General features: G+C 40.2%; 21 protein-coding genes. 14 read left to right on the plus strand and 7 right to left on the minus strand.

The genetic code is table 11. The features are described from left to right. Positions 1-66 precede the first annotated feature (66 nt). The 10 genes from L4C37_RS10395 (at position 67) to cobB (ending at position 11,326) form a co-directional block, all read left to right on the plus strand. Positions 67-534, plus strand: coding sequence for a DUF3305 domain-containing protein (locus L4C37_RS10395; protein ID WP_137373306.1), 468 nt, complete (start codon positions 67-69; stop codon positions 532-534). Then, entirely contained in the window at positions 524-1,222 is a 699-nt protein-coding gene (locus L4C37_RS10400) for a DUF3306 domain-containing protein (protein WP_429768511.1), read from the plus strand. Before L4C37_RS10395 ends, L4C37_RS10400 begins: the two co-directional genes overlap by 11 nt. A gap of 311 nt (positions 1,223-1,533) precedes the next feature. Next, positions 1,534-3,231: a 4Fe-4S binding protein gene (locus tag L4C37_RS10405; protein WP_429768512.1), complete on the plus strand. Its 1,698-nt coding sequence runs from the start codon at positions 1,534-1,536 to the stop codon at positions 3,229-3,231. Positions 3,232-3,242: 11 nt separating this feature from the next. Continuing rightward, positions 3,243-3,920, plus strand: a complete 678-nt coding sequence (locus tag L4C37_RS10410) for a TorD/DmsD family molecular chaperone (protein WP_429768513.1) — start codon at positions 3,243-3,245, stop codon at positions 3,918-3,920. Between the two features lie 58 nt (positions 3,921-3,978). Then, positions 3,979-4,182 (plus strand): twin-arginine translocation signal domain-containing protein, encoded by a 204-nt coding sequence (locus L4C37_RS10415; RefSeq protein WP_137373307.1) that lies wholly within the window; start codon positions 3,979-3,981, stop codon positions 4,180-4,182. A 10-nt stretch (positions 4,183-4,192) separates the two neighbouring features. After that, positions 4,193-7,048: a formate dehydrogenase subunit alpha gene (locus tag L4C37_RS10420; RefSeq protein ID WP_372264679.1), complete on the plus strand. Its 2,856-nt coding sequence runs from the start codon at positions 4,193-4,195 to the stop codon at positions 7,046-7,048. An 11-nt stretch (positions 7,049-7,059) separates the two neighbouring features. Continuing rightward, positions 7,060-7,668, plus strand: coding sequence for a formate dehydrogenase FDH3 subunit beta (gene fdh3B / locus L4C37_RS10425; protein WP_137373209.1), 609 nt, complete (start codon positions 7,060-7,062; stop codon positions 7,666-7,668). Positions 7,669-7,680: 12 nt separating this feature from the next. Beyond that, on the plus strand, positions 7,681-8,652 hold the full coding sequence (locus L4C37_RS10430; RefSeq protein ID WP_429768514.1) for a formate dehydrogenase subunit gamma: 972 nt from the start codon (positions 7,681-7,683) through the stop codon (positions 8,650-8,652). 443 nt (positions 8,653-9,095) lie between these two features. Continuing rightward, positions 9,096-10,316, plus strand: a complete 1,221-nt coding sequence (locus L4C37_RS10435; RefSeq protein WP_137373308.1) for an ammonium transporter — start codon at positions 9,096-9,098, stop codon at positions 10,314-10,316. 278 nt (positions 10,317-10,594) lie between these two features. Then, positions 10,595-11,326, plus strand: coding sequence for a Sir2 family NAD+-dependent deacetylase (gene cobB / locus L4C37_RS10440; protein WP_273297308.1), 732 nt, complete (start codon positions 10,595-10,597; stop codon positions 11,324-11,326). Positions 11,327-11,463: 137 nt separating this feature from the next. Here cobB and L4C37_RS10445 read toward each other — a convergent pair whose 3' ends face one another. The 6 genes from L4C37_RS10445 to potA all read right to left on the minus strand — a co-directional run bounded on the left by L4C37_RS10445 (position 11,464) and on the right by potA (position 17,393). Continuing rightward, the gene (locus L4C37_RS10445) at positions 11,464-12,261 is read right to left on the minus strand and encodes a GGDEF domain-containing protein (protein ID WP_429768515.1); all 798 of its coding nucleotides are present in this window, start codon (positions 12,259-12,261) and stop codon (positions 11,464-11,466) included. Between the two features lie 96 nt (positions 12,262-12,357). Further along, entirely contained in the window at positions 12,358-13,395 is a 1,038-nt protein-coding gene (locus tag L4C37_RS10450) for an extracellular solute-binding protein (protein WP_137373213.1), read from the minus strand. A gap of 143 nt (positions 13,396-13,538) precedes the next feature. Then, on the minus strand, positions 13,539-14,573 hold the full coding sequence (locus L4C37_RS10455; protein WP_137373214.1) for an extracellular solute-binding protein: 1,035 nt from the start codon (positions 14,571-14,573) through the stop codon (positions 13,539-13,541). A 93-nt stretch (positions 14,574-14,666) separates the two neighbouring features. Next, positions 14,667-15,437, minus strand: coding sequence for a spermidine/putrescine ABC transporter permease PotC (potC, locus tag L4C37_RS10460; protein ID WP_137373215.1), 771 nt, complete (start codon positions 15,435-15,437; stop codon positions 14,667-14,669). Then, positions 15,437-16,294 (minus strand): spermidine/putrescine ABC transporter permease PotB, encoded by an 858-nt coding sequence (potB, locus tag L4C37_RS10465; RefSeq protein ID WP_137373216.1) that lies wholly within the window; start codon positions 16,292-16,294, stop codon positions 15,437-15,439. The genes potC and potB overlap by 1 nt, the downstream gene beginning before the upstream one ends. Further along, on the minus strand, positions 16,278-17,393 hold the full coding sequence (gene potA / locus L4C37_RS10470) for a spermidine/putrescine ABC transporter ATP-binding protein PotA (protein ID WP_429768602.1): 1,116 nt from the start codon (positions 17,391-17,393) through the stop codon (positions 16,278-16,280). Before potA ends, potB begins: the two co-directional genes overlap by 17 nt. Positions 17,394-17,725: 332 nt before the next feature. On the opposite strand from potA, the gene L4C37_RS10475 reads away from it, so the two are divergent. From L4C37_RS10475 to ttcA, 4 genes are all read left to right on the plus strand, one after another. Further along, a complete protein-coding gene (locus L4C37_RS10475) occupies positions 17,726-18,550 on the plus strand; it encodes a DUF2189 domain-containing protein (RefSeq protein ID WP_429768516.1) in 825 nt (274 codons plus the stop codon). Positions 18,551-18,590: 40 nt separating this feature from the next. Further along, on the plus strand, positions 18,591-19,433 hold the full coding sequence (locus L4C37_RS10480; protein WP_429768517.1) for a glucosaminidase domain-containing protein: 843 nt from the start codon (positions 18,591-18,593) through the stop codon (positions 19,431-19,433). Between the two features lie 53 nt (positions 19,434-19,486). Further along, positions 19,487-20,137 carry a DUF2987 domain-containing protein gene (locus L4C37_RS10485; RefSeq protein WP_137373219.1) on the plus strand — a complete coding sequence of 217 codons (651 nt, stop codon included), beginning with the start codon at positions 19,487-19,489 and terminating at the stop codon, positions 20,135-20,137. 259 nt (positions 20,138-20,396) lie between these two features. Then, positions 20,397-21,305, plus strand: coding sequence for a tRNA 2-thiocytidine(32) synthetase TtcA (gene ttcA / locus L4C37_RS10490; RefSeq protein WP_429768518.1), 909 nt, complete (start codon positions 20,397-20,399; stop codon positions 21,303-21,305). A 115-nt stretch (positions 21,306-21,420) separates the two neighbouring features. On the opposite strand, the gene uspE is transcribed toward ttcA, so the two are convergent. Continuing rightward, positions 21,421-22,368 carry a universal stress protein UspE gene (uspE, locus tag L4C37_RS10495; RefSeq protein ID WP_273294978.1) on the minus strand — a complete coding sequence of 316 codons (948 nt, stop codon included), beginning with the start codon at positions 22,366-22,368 and terminating at the stop codon, positions 21,421-21,423. Positions 22,369-22,370 lie beyond the last annotated feature (2 nt).

A 22,370-nucleotide genomic window follows, 5' to 3' on the forward strand; every position in this document is an offset into this window, starting at 1 on the left:
AATTCAGCTTGAATGAACATTAGCTTTATTGACTAGAAGGGCTATATGGAAGAGAAAGGAAAGCAGATGAACAGTGCGGAAAAAGAATTGAATGTGACTGAACTGAAGAGCGACTCGTGCTGGCCTTTAGCCTGTGATTTAAGGGAACATGAAGTAAAAACGGGTTTATGGACAACGATGCAATGGCACTTGGAAGGCTTTAATTTAATGCCTACTACAGAGTCTCCAAATCAGATGATTCTAGATCTTCACCGAGACGAGCGTACTGACTATCGATTTAACCTGAGTTCACAAAATCCTAAGCTATTTTTAGTAATTGATAGCCTAGATGATGACGTAGACCTCAACTTAGTCACTATAACCGCTTCACAGAGCGTTGCAGGGCAGTATATGGATGGAGACTACCTAGTACTCTCTGCTGAAATGCCATTACCAATTCAAGCATGGATGGAAGCTTACATAGGCAGGCATGGTGAACTGTTAGAAGTAAGACGTAAGAAACGCAAAGGTGCGGGGCGTTCAAGTGGTCAATAATTTCTTTTCGCGTTGGTCTCAACGTAAGTTAGACGGTGATAATCCAGATTCAGCGGTAAGCCAAGATACATCTAACTTTCAAGATGAGTCTGATAAGGTTAATGCTGAGGATAAAAATCTAGCTGCCGATGGTGTTGGTACAGATAAATTAGCTACAGAAAGCGTAGAAACGACAACGTCTGATGAGAACTTATCAGAAACGGAATACTTGAATGACACGTCTTTAGAAGAAGTGGTAGAAGAAACGTCACTAGCACAATTACTTGCTTCCGGCGCCGAAGTTGGTGCAAAAAAGGCTGCTATGCGTAAGCTATTCCTCAGTGGCGAATTCAGTGAAGTCGATAGGTTGAATGATTACGACCATGATTATTCATCCGTAAAAAGCCTAACGACTGAAGCCGCAAGCAAGCTTCGTAACTGGGTGAATGAAAAATTGGAAGAAGATGAAATAGCAGAATCTGAACGGGCAGATGCCAATAAAGAACCAGTCTCTAATAAAGAGTCAGATTTTAATGACAAACTCGCTTCCAATGCCGCAGAGGATAATACTGAAGAGGAAAGCTTAAAAGAAGTTGACCAAGAAGCATCAAACCTTGAGAAGAGTGTGGAACCGCATGATCAGGAAGCAAGTATAGAAGTATCTGATGCTGGAGCACCAGATGTGGATGTTCCTAAAGTCATGTATTAGAGAATCAACAATTCAATCAAGAGAAAGTTTCGATAGGAAAGTAAACATCCTAGGATGCAGTCCTGCATGTCAGAATAGTGGGACAAAATATACCACACAAAAAATAGGTACATTTTGACTTAACCATCAATAGAATGGGTGGGACAAATAGTCTCACCTTGATCCCTTCAGTCTATACAATCGAATAAGCTGACTTTCCAAATATCGAATAACTCCATAAGGCATTGTTTTAAAGCATAAAATCAAGTTGGAACACTAATTGCTATGTTCAACTTAATTCATGTGAATTCGTTCTACGATGGAACTGAGCAATGTTAAAACAATTCTTAAAACAATATGACTCTACCAATGGCAAGGCTCGTGCTTATGCTATTGATAATACAGTAGAGCTTGCAAACCTTATCCCACCAACGGTTAGTTACGAAAGTGGCGGTAATACGCTAATTATTGGACCTACCGCAATAATTCTAAGCGCAGCGGAACAACTTAAAGAGATGCATTCTCTTACTTTGCTATCGACTGATGGTATCTCCGCTGATTCAGCAAATGGTTCTGATTCACTACCTAATCTATATTTTACGAGTTCGATTCAGCTGGATGGCTTTCTTGGCACTTTTACAGCATTAATTGAAAATAATGGTTTGACGACCAACCTAGCAAAAGTAGCTATTAATAGTGATTGCTTTGATGTGGTACTCGATTTATCTCTAACAGGGTGCATGACGGAAGAAGTCCCTGTACCTGGTTATTATCCCGTAGGGCGAGGTTATCCAAAACTGGCTGATGCATTGGAAGAGATCCCAACATTAATGGGCACTTTTGATAAGCCGAAATACTTTAGACTTGATACCGATTTGTGTGCGCATAGCTCTCGCGGTATTAAAGGGTGTGAACGTTGTGTTGATGCCTGCCCAGCCGGAGCATTATCCAGTGAAGGGAATGATCAAACAGGTCATAAGATTGAAATTAACCCTTACCTTTGCCAAGGCGTAGGTACATGTGCGACAGCATGCCCGACAGAAGCGATTCACTATGCGCTTCCTAACCCTCAAGATACTCAAAAATTCATCGAGCGTACTCTAACAAATTACGAGCAAGCGGGCGGAATAGACCCAATTGTACTTATCTGTAGTTCACGTCATGAAGCGTATAACTTAATGGCACTTCAAGCACTGCCAGATAACGTTATTCCAATTGTTGTAGAAGAACTTCCATCTGTTGGTATAGATACTTGGTTCGCTGCTCTTACTAACGGTGCAACACAAGTTTTATTTGCAGCAAGTAAGCATATGCCTGCAACAATTCTTAGGGTGCTTAATAACGAAGTCGGTATTGCTCAAGATTTATTGGATCAATTAGGTCTAAATAAAGAATGCATTGATATTCTTTATTTAGAGACGCTAAGAGAACTGGTCCAAAACGGTCAAGCATTAGAATTACAAACGCTTCCTTTTGAACTTTGGATTGGTGATCTAGAGGGAACAAAGCGAGAAAGACTATTTACAGCTTTAGATGCGTTAGTAAGTAATCGAATTCCTGTTGAGACCCTTCAACCTCTATCTTCTTCTGCTCCATATGGCACTGTCGATTGCGAATCAAAAGATTGTACTTTGTGTATGGCTTGCGTGTCTGTTTGTCCAACGCGTGCACTTCATAATGATGGTCAATCTCCTAATCTTCAATTTGTAGAACAAGATTGTGTTCAATGTGGCATGTGTGAAAAAGCTTGTCCTGAGAATGCACTGTCTCTTACTCCGAGAATGAATTGGGATAAAGCAAGTCGAACTCAAGCCACCACTCTTCATGAGGAAAAAGCAGCGGAATGTCTGCGTTGTAAAAAGCCTTTCGCTCCTCAGTCAATGATCACCATGCTTCAAGATAAGTTACGCGGTCATTCTCAATTCTCAGATGAGCTATCAATTAGTCGCATTGCTATGTGCGAAGACTGCCGTGTAGTCGATATTTTTGAATCGATGGCAGAGAAGCCTGAACAGCAGTTGAAATTCTAAGTAGGTAATAAATGAAATCAGACAATCAATTATCAGCTAATCAATCTTCAGAGAATGCATCAAATAATGATGAGTCGCTGCGTGCAGATATTTACTTACTTATTGCCCAACTTTTTAGAAGTGCACCGAGTGAAGAATTTTTAATGTGGCTAACTCAACTTGAAGTCACAGAAGATCAGCATCCTATGGCGATTGCTTGGGATGCACTTCGTGAAGCCGCGCGTTCACATTCATTAAACCAAGTGGCTGAAGAATACCAAGATTTGTTTATTGGTGTAGGGCGTGGAGAAGTCGTTCAGTTTGGATCTTGGCATATCACCGGCTCTCTCATGGAAAAACCTTTGTCTGATCTTCGACAAGACCTAGATGCTCTTGGGTTTGAGAGACACAAAGACGTTAAAGAGCCTGAAGATCATATTTCAGCTTTGCTTGAAGTGATGTCAATGCTTGTTGAATTACCTAAACCTGTTCAGCAAACATTTTTCAACAAACATATTGGTAATTGGGCTGGTTCATTCGTGGAGCAACTACAACAAGCGAAAAGCGTAAGTTTTTATGCGGCAGTTGCCAACTTATTGAATGCGTTTTTGACGATAGAACAAGTGAGCTTTGCTGTGAATCCAAAACACAATAAAGCTGTTCATAAAGTCGATGTAAAAAATCAGATTTTTGTAGAAGAAAAGCGCTGAATTTGTATTAGAGATGCTTAAGCATCCAACACTACCTAACCGGTAAAGGGAAGCAATGATGAAAGATCAAGATAAGGTAAACACCAGCCGTAGAGACCTTCTTAAAGGACTAAGTACTGCAGCCGTTGCGGGGGCTGTCGTTGCTGGTACAGCAAAAGTGGCTAATGCCTCAGAAGAGAACACCCCAAAAAGTAACATCGAAATTAATCAAGAAGGCTATCACGAAACTAAACATATTCGTGATTACTACGACAGTCTATAGGAGCTAACTAATGAAATTAACGAAACGCTCCGATAGCGTCAGTAAACAAGAAAACCAATTAGGTATTAGCCGCCGCTCTTTCATGAAAAACAGCTCACTTGCCGCTGGTGGTGTTGCTGTTGGTGCTTCAATGTTTGCACCATCAATGATTAAGAAAGCTGAAGCAAAGTCAGTCGACCCGACCGCTAAAACTGAAATCAAACGTACGATTTGTTCACACTGTTCCGTTGGTTGCGGCATTTATGCAGAAGTTCAAAATGGTGTGTGGACGGGGCAAGAACCTGCTTTTGATCATCCATTCAATGCTGGTGGTCACTGTGCAAAAGGCGCAGCACTACGCGAGCATGGTCATGGTGAACGCCGTTTAAAATACCCAATGAAGCTTGAAGGTGGTAAATGGAAGAAGCTTTCTTGGGAGCAGGCCATTGAAGAAATTGGCAACAAAGCGTTAGATATTCGTAAAGAATCTGGACCTGATTCAGTTTACTGGTTAGGCAGTGCTAAGCACAGTAATGAGCAAGCCTATACCTTCCGAAAAATGGCGTCTATTTGGGGAACGAATAATGTCGATCACCAAGCGCGTATTTGTCACTCCACAACGGTTTCAGGTGTAGCTAACACTTGGGGTTACGGAGCAATGACCAATTCATTTAATGACATGCATAATTGTAAATCTATGCTGTTCATTGGTTCAAACCCAGCAGAAGCTCACCCAGTTGCCATGCAGCACATCTTAATCGCGAAAGAAAAGAACGATTGTAAGATTGTGGTGGCTGACCCTCGTCGTACTCGCACTGCAGCAAAAGCTGATCATTATGTGTCACTTCGCCCAGGTACGGATGTTGCGTTTATTTGGGGTGTGTTATGGCACGTATTTGAAAATAAATGGGAAGACAAAGAGTTTATCCGCCAACGTGTTTACGGTATGGATGAAATTCGAGCTGAAGTTGCGAAATGGACACCAGAAGAAGTTGAGCGCGTAACCAGCGTAAGCAAAGAAGAAGTTTACCAAACGGCTAAGCTACTTTCAGAGAATCGTCCTGGCTGTATTGTTTGGTGTATGGGCGGTACTCAACATACAACAGGTAACAACAATACACGCGCTTACTGTGTACTTGAGCTTGCGCTTGGAAACATGGGTAAATCTGGTGGTGGTGCGAATATCTTCCGTGGTCACGATAACGTACAAGGCGCAACTGACCTTGGTGTGCTTTCACATACTCTACCGGGTTACTACGGTTTATCTGATGGTGCGTGGAAGCATTGGTCAAAAGTGTGGGATGTTGATTACGCTTGGCTAACCGATCGCTTCGATCAGAAAAAATACCATGGCAAGAAACCAATGAATAATATGGGTATTCCCGTGTCTCGTTGGATTGATGGTGTTCTTGAAAATAAAGACAACATCGAACAGAACGACAATATTCGCGCAATGTTCTACTGGGGTCATGCGGTTAACTCACAAACCCGTGGCGTAGAAATGAAAAAGGCGATGCAGAAGTTGGATATGATGGTGATTGTCGATCCATACCCAACAGTTGCAGCCGTGATGAATGATCGCACAGATGGCGTATATCTACTGCCAGCAACCACTCAATTCGAAACTACAGGTTCAGTGACCGCTTCAAACCGCTCACTTCAATGGCGTGATCAAGTTATCGATCCATTGTTTGAATCTAAGCCTGATCACGAAATTATGTACCTGCTATCTAAAAAGTTAGGTATTGCAGAGCAGTTATTTAAAAACGTTCGTGTTGAAAACAATCAGCCTGTTATCGAAGATATCACTCGTGAATTTAATAAAGGCATGTGGACAATTGGCTACACAGGTCAAAGCCCTGAACGTATTAAAGAACACCAACAAAACTGGCACACCTTCCATAAGACTACTCTTGAAGCAGAAGGTGGGGCCGCTCATGGTGAAACCTATGGTCTTCCTTGGCCATGTTGGGGGACACCTGAAATGAAACACCCAGGCACCCATATTTTATACGATACATCTAAAGCGGTTGCTGATGGTGGTGGTAACTTCCGTGCTCGATTTGGTGTGGAATTTGAAGGAGATAATCTACTTGCAGAAGATAGTTATTCAAAAGATTGTGAGCTCGAAGACGGTTACCCAGAATTCAGTGACAAACTATTGAAGCACCTAGGTTGGTGGGATGACTTAACTGAAAAAGAAAAAGCTGCAGCGGAAGGTAAAAACTGGAAGACAGATACTTCCGGTGGTATCCAGCGCGTAGCCATTAAACACGGTTGTATGCCTTTCGGTAACGCAAAAGCGCGTGCCATTGTGTGGACATTCCCTGACAGAGTACCGCTTCACCGTGAGCCACTTTACACACCTCGTCGTGATTTAGTCGCTGATTATCCAACATGGGATGACAGTGAATCTATCTACCGTTTACCGACTTTGTACAAGTCTATTCAAGAGCAAGATAAATCAGGTGAATACCCAATCATTCTTACTTCTGGTCGTTTAGTTGAATACGAAGGCGGTGGTGAAGAAACACGTTCTAACCCTTGGCTGGCTGAGCTCCAACAAGAAATGTTTGTGGAAGTGAACCCGAAAGACGCCAATGATATCGGTTTTAAAGATGGGGAAATGGTTTGGGTTGAAGGCGCAGAAAAAGGGCGTATTCATGTGAAAGCCATGGTTACTCGCAGAGTGAAACCCGGCCTTGCATTCATACCTTTCCATTTTGGTGGCAAATTCCAAGGTGAAGAGTTAAGAGACAAGTACCCAGAAGGAACAGACCCATATGTAATTGGTGAATCAGCCAATATCGCAACGACCTATGGCTATGATCCTGTGACGCAAATGCAGGAAACCAAAGTTACCCTCTGTAAAATTACTAAAGCGTAAGGAGTCACAAGATGGCTAAGATGAAATTCCTGTGTGACACCAAACGTTGTATTGAATGTAATGGTTGTGTCACAGCATGTAAGAACGAAAATGATGACGCATTAGAGTGGGGCATTCAACGCCGACGCGTTGTGACATTGAATGACGGTGAACCGGGTGAAAACTCGATTTCTGTCGCGTGTATGCACTGTACTGACGCACCTTGTATGGCGGTTTGCCCAACAGATTGCTTTAAGCAAACAGACGACGGCATTGTATTACACAATAAAGACTTATGCATTGGTTGTGGTTATTGCTTGTTTGCATGTCCATTTGGAGCTCCTCAATTCCCTCAAGAGTCAGCATTTGGCGAGCGAGGAAAAATGGATAAATGTACATTCTGTGCAGGTGGTCCTGAAACTGAGGCAGGCTCAGAAGAAGAACGCAAAAAATACGGTGCTAACCGTATAGCGGAGGGTAAACTGCCAATGTGTGCTTCACTATGTTCAACGAAAGCGCTTATTGCCGGTGATGCTGAGAAAGTATCAGAGATTTTCCGTCAACGTGTTGTTGAACGTGGTGCGAAAGGCGCAGGTTGGACAAACGGTGAAGATCTTTCATTTGATGCAACAAAAAGCTAGGAGCAGATAAGAGTGAAACGTATATACGTATTATTAGTTAGCGTTTTTGCTCTTCTGTTTTCAACAGTTGCTTTTTCGGAAGCAACTGCCACGACAGAAAAAGCGAATGCAGAACAAGAAGTTGTTCAATTAGCGGGCGCAGATTACTGGCGACAAGTTAAAGATGGACAAGAAGGCTATACAACAGCTCAGCATCGTGAAGCTGGTGTGTTGATCAACACTTCTGGTCAGCTGTGGCGTGAAATTCGAAATAAGTGGATTACCCCAATCGGTGCATTAATGATTGGTGCGTCGTTTGCGTCGCTTTTTGCTTTCTACTTATGGGCAGGGCAAATTAAAGTCGATAAGCCAAAGACGGGGAAAAAGGTACTGCGTTGGACTCCCTTTGAAAGAGCACTTCATTGGTATACCGCAATTCTATTTATTATCCTTGGTTTTTCGGGTTTGACGCTCATGTATGGAAAACATGTAGTGAAACCTGTGCTATCTGATGGCATTTGGGCGAACTTAGTTATGGCTGCTAAGATTTCCCATAACTATTTAGGTCCTTTGTTTGTGGTTGGCATTACGGTAATGCTTGTTAAGTGGTTAAAAAACAATTTCTTTACCAAAGTGGACTTAGAGTGGTTTAAAGCCGGTGGTGGTATTTTACCAAATGGGAAACACCCATCTGCTGACTTCTGTAACGGTGGCGAAAAGGTTTGGTTTTGGCTGTTAGCTACGGCTGGAGTTGCGGTGTGTATTTCTGGTCTTGTGATGGATTTCCCAATGTTTGGTCAACTTCGAGAGCATATGCAAATTGCTAATGTTATCCATGCCGTTGCTTCACTGGGTTTAATCGCGGCTTCTTTTGGTCATATCTATATTGGTACGGTGGGGACTGAAGGCGCATTAGAAGGTATGAAAACCGGCTATGTAGACGAGTCATGGGCTAAGCAACACCACAACCTTTGGTATGATCGAGTAAAAGATAAAGCTGAATAGTATTACCTTTTAGTTAGGATTTGTTCATTTTCAAACGCCCCAATTAGGGGCGTTTTTGTATTAGAAATATAAGTATTAAACGTGTAATACAGACAGTTTATATGCTGATAATTCCTTTCAGACTACTTAACCTTCAAAAAAACACATATTAATATAGTTCGAATAACTCTAAGTGGATCAAATTGAGGCAATAGCACTAATCTGGTGCAATTTAAAATCTAAAAAGGAAATGAGAAGAAGAATAGAGAACTCGCCAATCAGATTTTAAGTAATTAAAACAATAATTTAAAACCATAAAAATTCTATGAGAGCTGTTTTTTAAAGATGGAACACTCTTTGCTTTATTGACGATTAAATTAATAAATCACCAAATTAGTTCAATTAACTCTCTGTAGCACGGAAAAAGTGCAGAGTTGAATTTAAAGCAATGGAGAATGCAAGACATGAGTGAAACGGTTACCCAGGTTCATAGCGCTGTACAGAGCCTAACCCAAAGTTCAGATACCTTATTTCTACTACTTGGTGCCATTATGGTGTTCTTGATGCACGCTGGCTTCGCTTTTTTGGAAGTGGGAACAGTACGAAAAAAGAACCAAGTGAATGCTTTAGTAAAAATACTGGCTGATTTTGGCGTTTCTGCCATTGCGTATTTTTTTATTGGCTATTGGGTTGCTTATGGCGCTAACTTTTTTGCTGATGCAGAAACGCTCTCACAAGCAAATGGCTATGAAATGGTTAAATTCTTTTTCTTACTGACTTTTGCTGCAGCTATTCCTGCCATAGTATCGGGTGGTATTGCTGAGCGTGCACGCTTTTACCCAATATTGATTGCAACGTTCTTTACTGTTGGTTTTGTGTACCCACTTTTTGAAGGCATTATTTGGAATGGTAACTTTGGTCTGCAAGCTTGGTTTGAGGCTCAATTTGGTTATGGTTTTCATGATTTCGCAGGCTCTGTTGTTGTGCATGGTGTTGGCGGTTGGATAGCTTTAGTTGCTGTGTACTTCTTAGGTATGCGTAAGGGGCGTATTCGTGCAGGAAAACACACCAACTTTGCACCATCAAATATCCCATTCCTTGCTCTTGGCGCATGGATCTTATGTGTCGGTTGGTTTGGCTTCAATGTGATGTCAGCACAAGCGATTAACGGCATTAGTGGCTTGGTTGCTATGAACTCTTTAATGGCAATGGTCGGCGGCATTCTGGCAGCACTTGTGGCGGGTAAAAATGACCCAGGCTTTATTCATAATGGTCCATTAGCTGGCTTAGTTGCAGTATGTGCTGGTTCGGACTTAATGCACCCACTTGGAGCGTTAGTAACAGGTGGTATTGCAGGTGCTCTATTCGTGTATTTATTTACATACATGCAGAATAAAACCAAGATAGACGACGTATTGGGTGTGTGGCCTTTACATGGTGTTTGTGGTGCTTGGGGCGGTATTGCAGCTGGCATCTTTGGACAACAAGCGTTGTGGGGGCTAGGTGGGGTGAGTTTTACGGTTCAACTCTTAGGTACATTCGCTGGTATTCTTGTTGCTTTAATCGGTTCATTTATTGTTTACGGGCTACTGAACAAATTCACAGGGCTGCGCTTAAGTGAAGAAGATGAATTTAACGGTGCTGATTTATCAATTCATAAGATTTCCTCTATCAGTGAAGACTAATCTCTAGTCTCAATACCTAAATCCTTAATAAAAACGGCTTCGGTCGTTTTTTTGGTTTTAGAACTAAATCTCTCAGTTTTCTTTTAGGTTTAGTGATTAAGTCTGTTATTAGTGAAAGCTTTAATAAATGGAGTATTTCTTCCAAATCGTACTTTGTTCTACATCACAAATATCTAACGATTCCTTTAAGTTAAGACCATAGTCTAATCCCTAAAACTATTGTTGGAATTTGAAGAGTGCTAATCTGAGTTTAGATAGTTTATTGGTAAGGATACGATATGAATTTCCCATATAAGAACATTGTGATTCTCACTGGCGCTGGCATTTCGGCCGAGTCAGGCATTCAGACATTTCGAGCTCAAGATGGATTATGGGAAAACCATAAAATTGAAGATGTGGCAACGCCTGAAGGTTTCGTCAAAGATCCTGATCTCGTACAAGAATTTTATAATAAAAGAAGAGCAGGGCTTCAAGGGAAAGAAATAAACCCTAATTCCGCTCATCTAGCATTAGGTGAACTGGAAGATCAGCTTGAAGGTAAAGTGACCATTATTACTCAGAATATCGATAACCTTCATGAACGAGGCGGAAGTTCGAATATTATCCATATGCATGGTGAATTACTTAAGGCGAGATGTAGTGAATCGAATCAAGTAATTGAGCATAAAGATAAGATTACGACGGGTGATTTATGCCATTGCTGTCAAATTCCGGCTCAAATGCGGCCTCATATTGTTTGGTTTGGTGAAATGCCTTTACGTATGGGCGACATTTATTCTGCCTTAGAAGAAGCCGACCTCTTTGTTTCTATAGGGACATCTGGAGTGGTGTACCCAGCAGCGGGCTTTGTACACGATGCAAAAATGCATGGCGCTCATACGATCGAAGTGAACTTAGAGCCAAGTGCTGTGGAAAGTGAGTTTGAAGAAAAACGTTATGGTAAAGCGAGTATTGAGATTCCCAAACTAGTTAAAGAATTACTTACTCGGGATGGGGCTCTAAGCGCTTAATTCTTTGTAATTAAATATGCAGTTATTAATTATCTTAATAGGCTTTAATTAGAGATTAGAGATTAGAGATTAGAGATTAGAGATTAGAGTAAAAGAGTAAAAGAGTAAAAGAGAGAAGGAGACGTAAAGTCTCCTTTTTAATGCTCCGAACTTGTGTTGTCGCTTTCTTTCTGCTCTTTTTTCATTTCATACATAGCTTGGTCAGACCGAATTAAAGCCTGTTTGAAATTACAACGGGTAGCTTGTTCAACCCCGTATGAAAAAGAGATCCTCTCACCTTGTAGTTGTGCTTTCACTTGAGAGATAAACTCTTCACTTCGTCCTATTTCAGTGGTTACAACAAATTCGTCACCACCTACTCTGAAAATCATTTCTTTTTCAATAATGGCTTGAGATAGAGCTTGAGAAAAGCGGACTATCATTAAATCGCCAACATTATGACCTTTGTGGTCATTCACTAGTTTCAGCCCATCAAGGTCTAAAAAAATCAGTTCAAATTCTTCTAGTTGTATAGCATCAAATTTTTTACGGTTATACAGCCCTGTTAATTCATCTTTTTTGCTTGCTTCATTGAGATGAGAGGACACTTGTGTGACTCCAATGGCGATTAATAGAAAGGCTGTTTGAAGTAATCCATCTTCAAGAAAAGTGTCCAAAAACTCGTTTTTATCAGCCCATACATCTAAGAAGTGCAATTCAGTTACTACATCGTAAGTAAGATTAAATATGAGTAATAAAGCGCCACATTGCAGGATTCTATTCTTATAAATGACTCGGCGAGCAACAAAGTAGATATACGTTACAATTACTAGCGTATTCGTTTCGAAGAAAAGATCATAATTAGAATCAATTTCTAAAACTGAACTGACGGCAAGCATCACTAAAGATGCAATTAACATAAAGACAACGACTATCAGTATGGGGTTTGCTGGCATTTATATAGAACTCCATTTCGTTTACTTTTGATTCTATATAAAGTTTAGATAAAAATAAAGCGGCTTGCGCCGCTTTGTTATAAATCTAATTGAGTATTAGTTATTCACTTTTAACTTTTGGAAGTACTCGTCATAAATGGCACTTGCTTCACCAACTTCATCTTGCCAAACGCCGTTGTCCATCACCTTTTGTGGTGGGAATACGTTTTTATCATTAGCAAATTCTTTTGGTAGCAATGGGTAGGCTGTTTTTACTGGTGTTGGGTAGCCAATCTCTAAAGCAATTTTAGCTGCATTTTCTGGTCTTAGCAGGAAATCAATCATCTTATGTGCGGCATCAGTATTCTTAGCTCCTGCTGGAATAGCTAAGCTGTCCATCCAAAAGATAGTGCCTTGTTCTGGCCAGATGATGTCTATGGTTGCACCTTCTTGGCGAGCCATATACGCAGAACCATTCCAAAGCATACCTAATGATACTTCTCCAGCTAAGTAAGGGTTAGCTGGAAAATCTGAGTTAAAGACTAAAACGTTTGGCATAAGCTTACGTAACTCTTCATAAGCTTCTTTGATTTCTTCTGGGTTAGTGGTGTTAGGTGAGTAACCCAACTTAGACAATGCAATGTGGAAGACTTCGCGAGAGTCGTCCATCATCATTAATTGACCTTCCCATTGAGTGTCCCATAGATCGCCCCAGCTTTTTACAGATGACTTATCAAGCATATCTGAGTTGATCCCAATACCCGTTGCACCCCAAATGTATGGAATTGAGTAGTTATTACTAGGGTCAAAAGGCTTGTCTAAATAGTTTGGATCTAAATCTGCAAAATGGCTTAACTTGCTTTTATCTAACTCTTGAAGCATGCCTTCTTTACGCATTTTTGATACAAAATAAGTTGAAGGTACGACTAAGTCATATCCTGTGCCTTGTGTTTTCAACTTAGCGTACATGCTTTCGTTAGACTCATACGTTGAGTAGAAAACTTTGATACCCGTTTCTTTTGTGAAATCTTCAAGGACTTCATTTGGAATGTATTCAGACCAATTATAAAAATATAGCTCTTCGTCAGCCGCGAAAGAAGGAGTAGAAAGTAAAGTAGCAGCACACAATGCGCCGGTATACAGTGTTTTTTTCATTACTGTTCCGTTCATTTGTTTTATCTAGGACTGGGTAGCGAACCCAAAGGAAAGATTTATAAAAATCGAAGAACTTAATTATACCAGCCTGAAAACAAAATAGGCAGCCTAAGCTGCCTATTGATCAAAAAAGTTATGAGTGTCTATTGTCCAGCTTTTAGCTTCATGAAGTACTCTTCATACTGAACAGTTTTATCGCCTACTGCAGATTGCCATTCAACTCGATCCAAGTCCTCTTGAGATGGGAATAGAGCAGGGCTATCTTTAAATTTCTCATTGGATGCTTTCACCGCAGTTAAGTACCCAGTGTCACGAGAGATTTGTTCTGCAATTTCTGGACGAAGTAGAAAATCGATCATTTTATGAGCCGCCTCAATGTTCATGGCTCCAGAGCTAATCGCAAAGTTGTCCACCCAACCAATACCGCCTTCCTTCGGGAATACTAATTTAATTGGCAAACCTTCATTTTGTGCAGCAGCAGCAGAACCATTCCAAAGCATCCCTAAGCCAACTTCACCAGACATATAAGGCGCACCTGGGTTATCTGAGTTAAACACTAGAACATTTGGCATGAGTTTTCGCAATTCAGCATAAGCTTCATCAATTTGCTTTTCGTCTGTGGTATTACCCGAATAGCCCAGTTTTCGCAAAGCAATGTGGAACACTTCACGAGTGTCATCCATCATCATTAATTGCCCTTCAAGTTCAGGCTTCCATAAGTCAGCCCAACTTTGGAATTCCTCAGGGTCATACATATCAGTATTTACGGCTAAGCCGGTGATAGCTACGACATGAGGAATGGAGTACTCATTCTTTGGGTCGTAAGCTTTATCTAAATAATTAGTATCTAGATTATTAAAGTTAGTCAGCTTAGATTTGTCGATCTTTTGCAACATACCTTCGTCACGCATTTTAGAAACAAAATACGTTGATGGCACAACAAGATCATAGCCCTTGTTATGGGTTTTTAGTTTCGCGTATAAAGTTTCATTTGACTCATACGTAGAGTAAATAACCTTAATACCCGTTTCATTTGTGAACTGTTCAAGGATCTCACTGTTGATGTAAGGCCCCCAATTCATAAATACTAATTCTTTATTTTCATCCGCAGACACTGTTCCAGATAACATTGAAAGCGCACATGCACTACCAGCTAGTAAAGTAGCCCATTTTTTCATTGACGTTAGCTCCAAACCAAACGTTGCCATAATGGCAGTAGATAGAAAAACAGAATGGTACGTGCCATTCTGTTTATAAAGATTTTTCGAAGTTTACTTAACTTTTTCTCTTGCCAGCAACTGTGAAGTGATCACCAAGATTAAGGAGACGACTAACATCACGGTTGCAAGTGCGTTTACTTCTGGTGATATCCCAACTTTTACCATGGAGTAAATTTTCAACGGCAATATTTCATAAGTTGGACCAGTAACAAACGAGCTGATGATCACATCGTCTAATGACAGAGTGAAACTCAATAACCAACCTGCAGCAACGGCAGGTTTAGCTAAGGGAAGGATAATCTGTTTTAAGATCGTCCACTCACTTGCACCTAGATCTTTTGCTGCTTCAAGCATTTTTACATCGAAACCATTTAAACGGCTGTAAACCGTGACAACGACAAATGGTAAACAAAATGTGATGTGCGCAACCAGCAAGGTAAAGAAGCCTAATTGCACACCCATCACTAAAAATAGAGCAAGCAATGAAATTGCCATTACGATATCTGGCGACATCATTACAATAAATAGCATGCCATTCACTGCACCTTTACCCTTAAATTGGTAACGGAATAGGGCAACGGCAGTTAAGCTCCCAATTAATGTAGCGGCTGTTGCTGAAAATACTGCCACATTCAATGAATGCCAAGCGGCTTGCATTAAGCTATCGTTATTGATTAATGCGTCATACCATTTTGTGGTGAAGCCACCCCATTTCATACCAAACTTATTGGCATTAAACGAGTTAGCAATTAATACGATTATTGGCAGGTATAAAAACGCATATACCAACGCCATAAAGCTAAACTTAACTGTGCGGCCCATTAATCTAGTTCCACTTTTTTGTTCAATAGTCTGCCTGCTCGGTAATACGCATAAAGCATAACAGCCATAGCCATGGTTAAAGCAATACTGGTTGCGGCGCCAAATGGCCAGTCTCTAGCATTAAGGACTTGGCTCTTAATGACGTTACCAATCAGCAAGTTTTTCGCTCCGCCTAATAAATCTGAGATGTAGAACATTCCTAAAGCTGGTAGTAGTACTAATAAACAACCACCAATAATGCCAGGCATAGTTAAAGGCAACACAACCCTTATCAAAGTTTGAAACTTGTTTGCGCCTAGATCTTTTGCTGCTTCTAGGTATGTTCCATCCAATTTTTCGATAGCCGAATACAGAGGCAAAATCATGAAAGGTAGCAATATGTAAACTAAGCCAATCATCACTGCGGTTTCGCTGTACATAATACGAATAGGCTTATCAATAATATCTAGAGCAATAAGCGACTTGTTTAGGATCCCTTGAGTACCAAGTACAATCTTAAGACCGTAAGTTCTGATCAATGAGTTGGTCCAAAAAGGAACAATCACAAGAAACAACATGATTGGTCGCCACTTTTCAGGCATTTTCGCAATGATGTATGCGAACGGGTACCCAATAACCAAACACAATAGGGTCGCAATTATCGCCATGTAGAAAGAGTGAAGTAGCACTTTCAAGTACAGGGGATCAGCCAAGCGTAGATAGTTATCTAGCGTGAAAGTCATCTCAATTAAGTTGGCTTCATCACGAGTAAGAAAACTTGTTCCAATAATCATGATATTTGGAATCATGACGAATAGGATTAGCCATCCACCAATTAAAGCGATGATGGCATTTTGTAAATTAAACTTCTTGCTCATCTTTAAGTACCACTTCCCAGCTTTCAACCCAAGTAATCGCAACTTTTTGCCCTAATGAGTGATCAACATCGGGATCATCTTCATTGAAGAATTCACTTACCATTACGCGCATTCCAGACTCAAGTTCAATAACAGAATCTAGCGTCATGCCTTTATAGGTACGCTCTACAACATGCCCAACAATACCACGCTGTTCAGACTCTTTAATCTCTTCAATTCGAAGATCTTCAGGCCTTAGAAGTACTTGTAGGCAGTCACCTTGAGCTATAGCTTTGTCATGATGAATGGAGCATTCAATGCCTTCTATCATCGCATGTATACGATTGTCATCCTGACGAGAAATTGCTTTAGCTTCGAAGACGTTAATTTCTCCAATGAAACGAGCAACAAAGAGGTTCTTTGGTTCTTCGTAAATCTCTCTTGGTGTACCGTCTTGCTCAATGACACCGTCTCGCATAACAATGATACGGTCAGACATTGATAATGCTTCTTCTTGGTCATGCGTGACAAAAATGAACGTAATACCAAGTTGGCGTTGCAATTGTTTAAGCTCTATTTGCATCTGTTTACGTAGTTTGTAATCAAGTGCTGAAAGTGATTCATCAAGTAATAATACTTTAGGCTTGTTTACAACAGCTCTTGCGATAGCGATACGCTGCTGCTGACCACCAGAAAGTTGATGTGGTTTACGCTGTGCCATTTGCTCTAAACGTACCATCTTCAAAGCTTCCATAACTCGGATTTCGATATCGTCGTTTGAAACTTTTTGCATTCGTAAACCAAATGCCACATTGTCGAAGACAGTCATATGTGGAAAAAGGGCATAGCTTTGGAAAACAGTGTTTACATGCCTTTGTTCAGCAGGGACTTGGGTTACATTCTGTTCAGCTAATAGAATTTCACCGCTATCTGCCGTTTCAAAACCCGCAATCATTCTTAGCACCGTGGTTTTACCGCAACCAGAGGGACCTAATATGGTAAGAAACTCACCATGATTTACATTTAAATCGAGATTGCCGATGACTTCCTTACCATCGAAACTTTTACTAATACCAGTTAACTGTACGACTGGTTTTCCTACTGATTGTTTAGCGTTCAACGTCTGTTTATCTCCACCTTGGTCCGTATTAGGATGACCTGCTGCTATACACTTTAAGGCGCGCATCATAATCACCAAAAGTGTGAATTCAAAGCATTTTTTAACGTTAGACAATAAAAAATTTCACAGGTAAAACTCGGTATTTCTATCCATACTATAATCTATAGCGTAAATGATAGTTTAAGTGGTTAATTATCAATCAAAAAGGCAAGAAAGCAAGGCTTGTTACAGAATCATATTTTAGTTTACATACGACATATGCGTATAATGAACCCAATTTTTTATCAACAAGTTAGGTGGCTCGTATATGTATTGTCTACCTAGGAAGAACTATGAATAACGACATTGAAAAAGATTTTAATTTAGGCGGGAGCATTGAACGCGCTCTTTCTGGAAATTACGAGCTAAAAGCCACGGCCGTTTTTCAGGAAGCATGGAAATATACGGTTAATCATTTTCTCTCTTTCTCTCCTGCTATTGTTGCTTTGATGTTTATTCAACTTGCAATCTTCTACATTGCATTACAGCTTCAACTTGGTGACCCAAGCGTTATATTGGATGCTGTCATAGACCCTGAAGCATTTACCCCTCAAATTGTTGAATCAATCTTCATCGCAAACTTCAGTTATGAAGTTGTGAGTGCGCCGATTTACGCCGGTATTAGTTTAATGGCGATGAGCCATGCTGCTGGTTTGAATACAAAGCTTAAACATATTGGGAAAGGGTTGCAGTTCACGGTGCCAGTCATTTTAGTGACTTTGTTTAGCCTGATGCTTCAAGGCATTGCTGGTATGATCCTCCCATTCTTGTCTATTTACTTTTCATTAGCTTTCAGTCATTCGATTCTACTCATTTGTGAAAAGAAAGTGCCTCCGATGCAAGCGCTGTTACTTTCACTTCGAGCGATTAATAAGAAGATCTTCGTTGTTGCTTCAATCTACCTATTAGTTATGTTGATGTTTGTCATTGCTGCGATGATGTACGGAATTGGGTTGATTTTCGTACTGCCATTTTTCTTTCATGTGAAAGGCATCTTATACCGTGAGATGTTTGGCATTAAGCTCAAAGTCATCGCATCTTATCGCCCGCATGACTCAAATAATGATAACGATAGTGATAATGGTAGCAACCCGAACTCTGATGTTTTCAATGCTTAAAGCTTGTTAATAGAAAAGCCGACTAATAAAAGATCCGAATATGTCTAAGTTTGAAAATATCATTAGCTCTAAATCAACAAAATTCCTTGCTTTTGCAGTTGTTGGAACTGTTTCATTTATAGGTCCATATATTTATGAACAAGAAGAGCGTCGTAAATCCTTGCAAGCTAAGAAAACAGAGCAACCTGAAATCAGTGTTGAAATGTTGCCTACGTCGACTCCAGATTTTGGTGCTATAGGAGATGTAAATGAGAAGAAGGATTCCTTTTTCTCTTACCTTCGTCCGAGTATTCAAATTGAAAATAACCGGATAACCAAAGAACGTAGGCATCTTCTTAAATGGGCAGACAGTGGTATTGAATCTTTATCTGCAGAAGAGCTGTCGTATGCGAAACGATTAGGCAAATTATACAGTTTACCTCTGTCAACAGAGGGTTTAGATAATACTTGGTTATCCGAAATGTTAAATCGCGTGAATGTCTTGCCCGAGGCTTTGGTTTTATCACAAGCCGCGAATGAATCGGCCTGGGGAACATCACGTTTTGCAAAGCAAGCGAATAATTTCTTTGGGCAATGGTGTTATTCGAAAGGCTGCGGCTTAGTTCCTTTACAAAGAAATGAAGGCAGTACTCATGAAGTTGCCAAGTTCTCATCTAGCCAAGAATCAGTACATCGTTACTTCATGAATATAAACCGAAACCGTGCTTATAAAGAGTTAAGGGGCATCCGAAGTGATTTATCCGATGCTGGACAAGAATTGTTAACACACAATACCGCGACAGAATTGACAAACGGTCTGCTGAAATACTCTGAAAGAGGCTCTGCTTATGTGGAAGATTTGCAGGCTATGATTCGCCATAATCAAAAATATTGGGCTCAGTAATGAGTTTGAAACATCACCTTGATGTCCACTCTACATATAACAAGATAATTAGAATGAAAAAAACGACTATCGCAATACTCGCATCTTTAGGGCTTGCTTTTGCAATTCCAGCTTCTGCTCAAGAATATATGTTTACCTATTCAAAACTGTATACACAGTTAAAAAACAACAATAAAGAAGGGCATGATGATGTAAAAGTTGCCGTTTTCTTTATTGATCAAGAAACACAGAAAATATGTAATATCAAAAAAGCTTGGATGGAAAAAGAAGAGCATTATGAAGAGTTTGATATCCCTAGTTCGAATGAATTCCCTCTACCAATAGATAGCAACTTAAGATCAGCGAACCCTCTCATTTTTGTCCAGACGGAAGAAGAAGTATGTGATTACTCGCTTGTCGTAATGACAAAAGAGCCACTTGACGGTTCCGTTTCCTATGAAAATATCGAAACACTCCTGCCGCAAATGCAGATCATGTTAGAGGACTTAAGTGGTATGTTTTCTAGTTGGTTTACGCCTAAGATTACCGGTGTAACGTTAGAATTTGCAAACAACTTAAACAGTGATATTAAGACTTCCAGCGGTAAAAGCATCCCTATTATTGATGGTAAAGCTCGTTTTACTTTAGACGACCTACAAAAAGGGGATACTTTAGTGTTACCTGAAGCCACTCAACGTGTACTTCCTTACATTCCTGCTCAATAATCACTACAAACAGTTAGTTATGAAGCGAATGACTAAACCTATATTGGCGGTCTATATAAGCTTCATAACTACTTTTAGAGAATGCTGAAACGTAGAAGCAATAAATACTATGTTCTAAAACGGCATTACTTCTTAATAAACTCAGATGTTTTATCTCTAGTTAGTATTTCAACATTAAATAAAAATCCGTATAATCCACGCCCTTAAAGAATCCACCAAGCAAAGCTACCGTCGGTTACTCGACAGTGTGAGAGTCGTAATGAATCAAGTCGATAATAGAAAAGAAACACACGAATTCAACAAACTTCAGAAGCGTTTAAGAAAAAATGTTGGTAACGCCATTGTTGATTACAACATGATCGAAGAAAATGATGTTGTTATGGCATGTATCAGCGGCGGTAAAGATTCATTTGCGATGTTGGATATCTTACTTAAGCTTCGTGAAGTTGCTCCAATCAAATTTGATGTAGTGGCTGTTAACTTAGACCAGAAACAGCCAGGTTTCCCTGAACATATTCTTCCTGACTACTTTGAAACATTGAATATTCCTTATTACATCGTAGATAAGGATACGTATTCGGTCGTTAAAGAGAAAGTGCCTGAAGGTAAAACGACTTGTGGTCTTTGCTCTCGTTTACGTAGAGGCACACTTTACTCATTTGCTGAGAAGATTGGCGCAACTAAGATCGCTCTTGGTCACCATCTAGATGATATTGTTGAAACTATGTTCCTCAATATGTTTCATGGCGCACGCCTAAAAGCAATGCCGCCTAAACTTCGTTCAGATGATGGTCGCAATGTTGTAATCCGCCCTCTGACTTACTGTCGAGAAACGGACCTTATTGAATATGCGGAGCATAAAGAGTTTCCAATTATTCCTTGTAACCTATGTGGTTCACAAGAAAATCTTCAACGTCAAAATATTAAAGCTATGCTTATCGATTGGGATAAGAAGACCCCTGGTCGAGTAGAAAAAGTGTTTAAATCAATTCAAAACGTAAGCCCAAGTCAGCTTGCTGATAGAGAGCTATTTGATTTCGAAAACTTACCCATTGATCGCAGCTGCGAACGTGAACAATATGAATTCGCTGAAGCGGAAGTTTCGTCTTCAAATATAGGCTCAGCTCATATTGATGAATCTATGTTTATTGATGTAACGAACGTCTAAGTCAAGCTTAGAAAATAAAAAGCCCCGGAAGTCGGGGCTTTTTTGTATTAATAATAAAAGTGATTGTTTAGGGATTCTTAAAGGAAATATCAATATACCTTCTAATTATTGTCACTTACTTAGCAATATTAGGGTCCAAAGGGCTGATATAACCATTTGGCTTCAGAGCGAGAACATCACAGTTTATCTTATCAATGACATGCTCAGCAGTATTTCCAATGAAAACGGCAGATAAGCCGGTACGTCCGGTTGTTCCTAAAATCACCATAGCTGCGCCATTGTCTTCCGCTACTTGCGGGATAACATCTTCAGGAAGACCTTGCTGTACAATAGTTTGTTCTTCACATAAATGGTGTTTTTGGCGAAGTGCCTTCATTGCAGTTAAATGGTGACCACGAACAGCATCAGTATATGACGTAGGGTCAAACTCAGGGAGTTCAATTGTGATGTTGGCTGGAGTCAGAGGGTAGGCGTTAACTAGGAATGGCTCAGCATTCAAGCGTCCTGTTATTTCCAATAGCCTTTCGACCATAGAGTCATTTAGTTCAATGTGAGTATCATTTTCTGAGCCGACATGTACAGACGCATAAATTTTTGCATGTTCAGGCCAGAATTCATTCTTGACTAATAGAACTGGGCAAGGGCACTTACGTAATAAATGCCAATCCGTTGGGGTGAAAATGACGGACTCTAAAGTGTCGTGCTTACGAGTTCCTTTAATAAGAATATCGTGTTCACCAGAGAAAACCTCAGCTATGGTTGCTTCATACGGTCTATTATGCCAAACCACTTTGACATTAAACTCAATTGAATCATCTATATAAGGTTCAGCAACTTTATTCATCCAAATCTCACGTTGATGAATAACACCTTTTCTCATTGCATCACGTTCATCGGGTGAGAGCATGGATGTCATATCATATGAGAAATCATAAATCGATAGGAAAAAAGTAATGTGACTTGTTGAAGCACTCTTTTTAGCGAGTTGAATTGCACGAACAAGAGCTGGTTGCTCATCGTGATTAATGTCGGCGACGACTAGAATTTTGCTATAGATACTCATAA

It is taken from the genome of Vibrio kagoshimensis (assembly GCF_050337535.1).
Taxonomy (GTDB): domain Bacteria; phylum Pseudomonadota; class Gammaproteobacteria; order Enterobacterales; family Vibrionaceae; genus Vibrio; species Vibrio gallaecicus.

Bases quoted from the DNA above. Each gene is read 5' to 3' on its own strand.
- L4C37_RS10395 (WP_137373306.1), top strand. From the start codon at position 67: ATGAACAGTGCGGAAAAAGAATTGAATGTGACTGAACTGAAGAGCGAC.
- L4C37_RS10405 (WP_429768512.1), top strand. From the start codon at position 1,534: ATGTTAAAACAATTCTTAAAACAATATGACTCTACCAATGGCAAGGCT.
- L4C37_RS10410 (WP_429768513.1), top strand. From the start codon at position 3,243: ATGAAATCAGACAATCAATTATCAGCTAATCAATCTTCAGAGAATGCA.
- L4C37_RS10415 (WP_137373307.1), top strand. From the start codon at position 3,979: ATGAAAGATCAAGATAAGGTAAACACCAGCCGTAGAGACCTTCTTAAA.
- L4C37_RS10420 (WP_372264679.1), top strand. From the start codon at position 4,193: ATGAAATTAACGAAACGCTCCGATAGCGTCAGTAAACAAGAAAACCAA.
- fdh3B (WP_137373209.1), top strand. From the start codon at position 7,060: ATGGCTAAGATGAAATTCCTGTGTGACACCAAACGTTGTATTGAATGT.
- L4C37_RS10435 (WP_137373308.1), top strand. From the start codon at position 9,096: ATGAGTGAAACGGTTACCCAGGTTCATAGCGCTGTACAGAGCCTAACC.
- cobB (WP_273297308.1), top strand. From the start codon at position 10,595: ATGAATTTCCCATATAAGAACATTGTGATTCTCACTGGCGCTGGCATT.
- L4C37_RS10445 (WP_429768515.1), bottom strand. From the start codon at position 12,261: ATGCCAGCAAACCCCATACTGATAGTCGTTGTCTTTATGTTAATTGCA.
- L4C37_RS10450 (WP_137373213.1), bottom strand. From the start codon at position 13,395: ATGAAAAAAACACTGTATACCGGCGCATTGTGTGCTGCTACTTTACTT.
- L4C37_RS10455 (WP_137373214.1), bottom strand. From the start codon at position 14,573: ATGAAAAAATGGGCTACTTTACTAGCTGGTAGTGCATGTGCGCTTTCA.
- potC (WP_137373215.1), bottom strand. From the start codon at position 15,437: ATGGGCCGCACAGTTAAGTTTAGCTTTATGGCGTTGGTATATGCGTTT.
- potB (WP_137373216.1), bottom strand. From the start codon at position 16,294: ATGAGCAAGAAGTTTAATTTACAAAATGCCATCATCGCTTTAATTGGT.
- L4C37_RS10475 (WP_429768516.1), top strand. From the start codon at position 17,726: ATGAATAACGACATTGAAAAAGATTTTAATTTAGGCGGGAGCATTGAA.
- L4C37_RS10480 (WP_429768517.1), top strand. From the start codon at position 18,591: ATGTCTAAGTTTGAAAATATCATTAGCTCTAAATCAACAAAATTCCTT.
- L4C37_RS10485 (WP_137373219.1), top strand. From the start codon at position 19,487: ATGAAAAAAACGACTATCGCAATACTCGCATCTTTAGGGCTTGCTTTT.
- ttcA (WP_429768518.1), top strand. From the start codon at position 20,397: ATGAATCAAGTCGATAATAGAAAAGAAACACACGAATTCAACAAACTT.
- uspE (WP_273294978.1), bottom strand. From the start codon at position 22,368: ATGAGTATCTATAGCAAAATTCTAGTCGTCGCCGACATTAATCACGAT.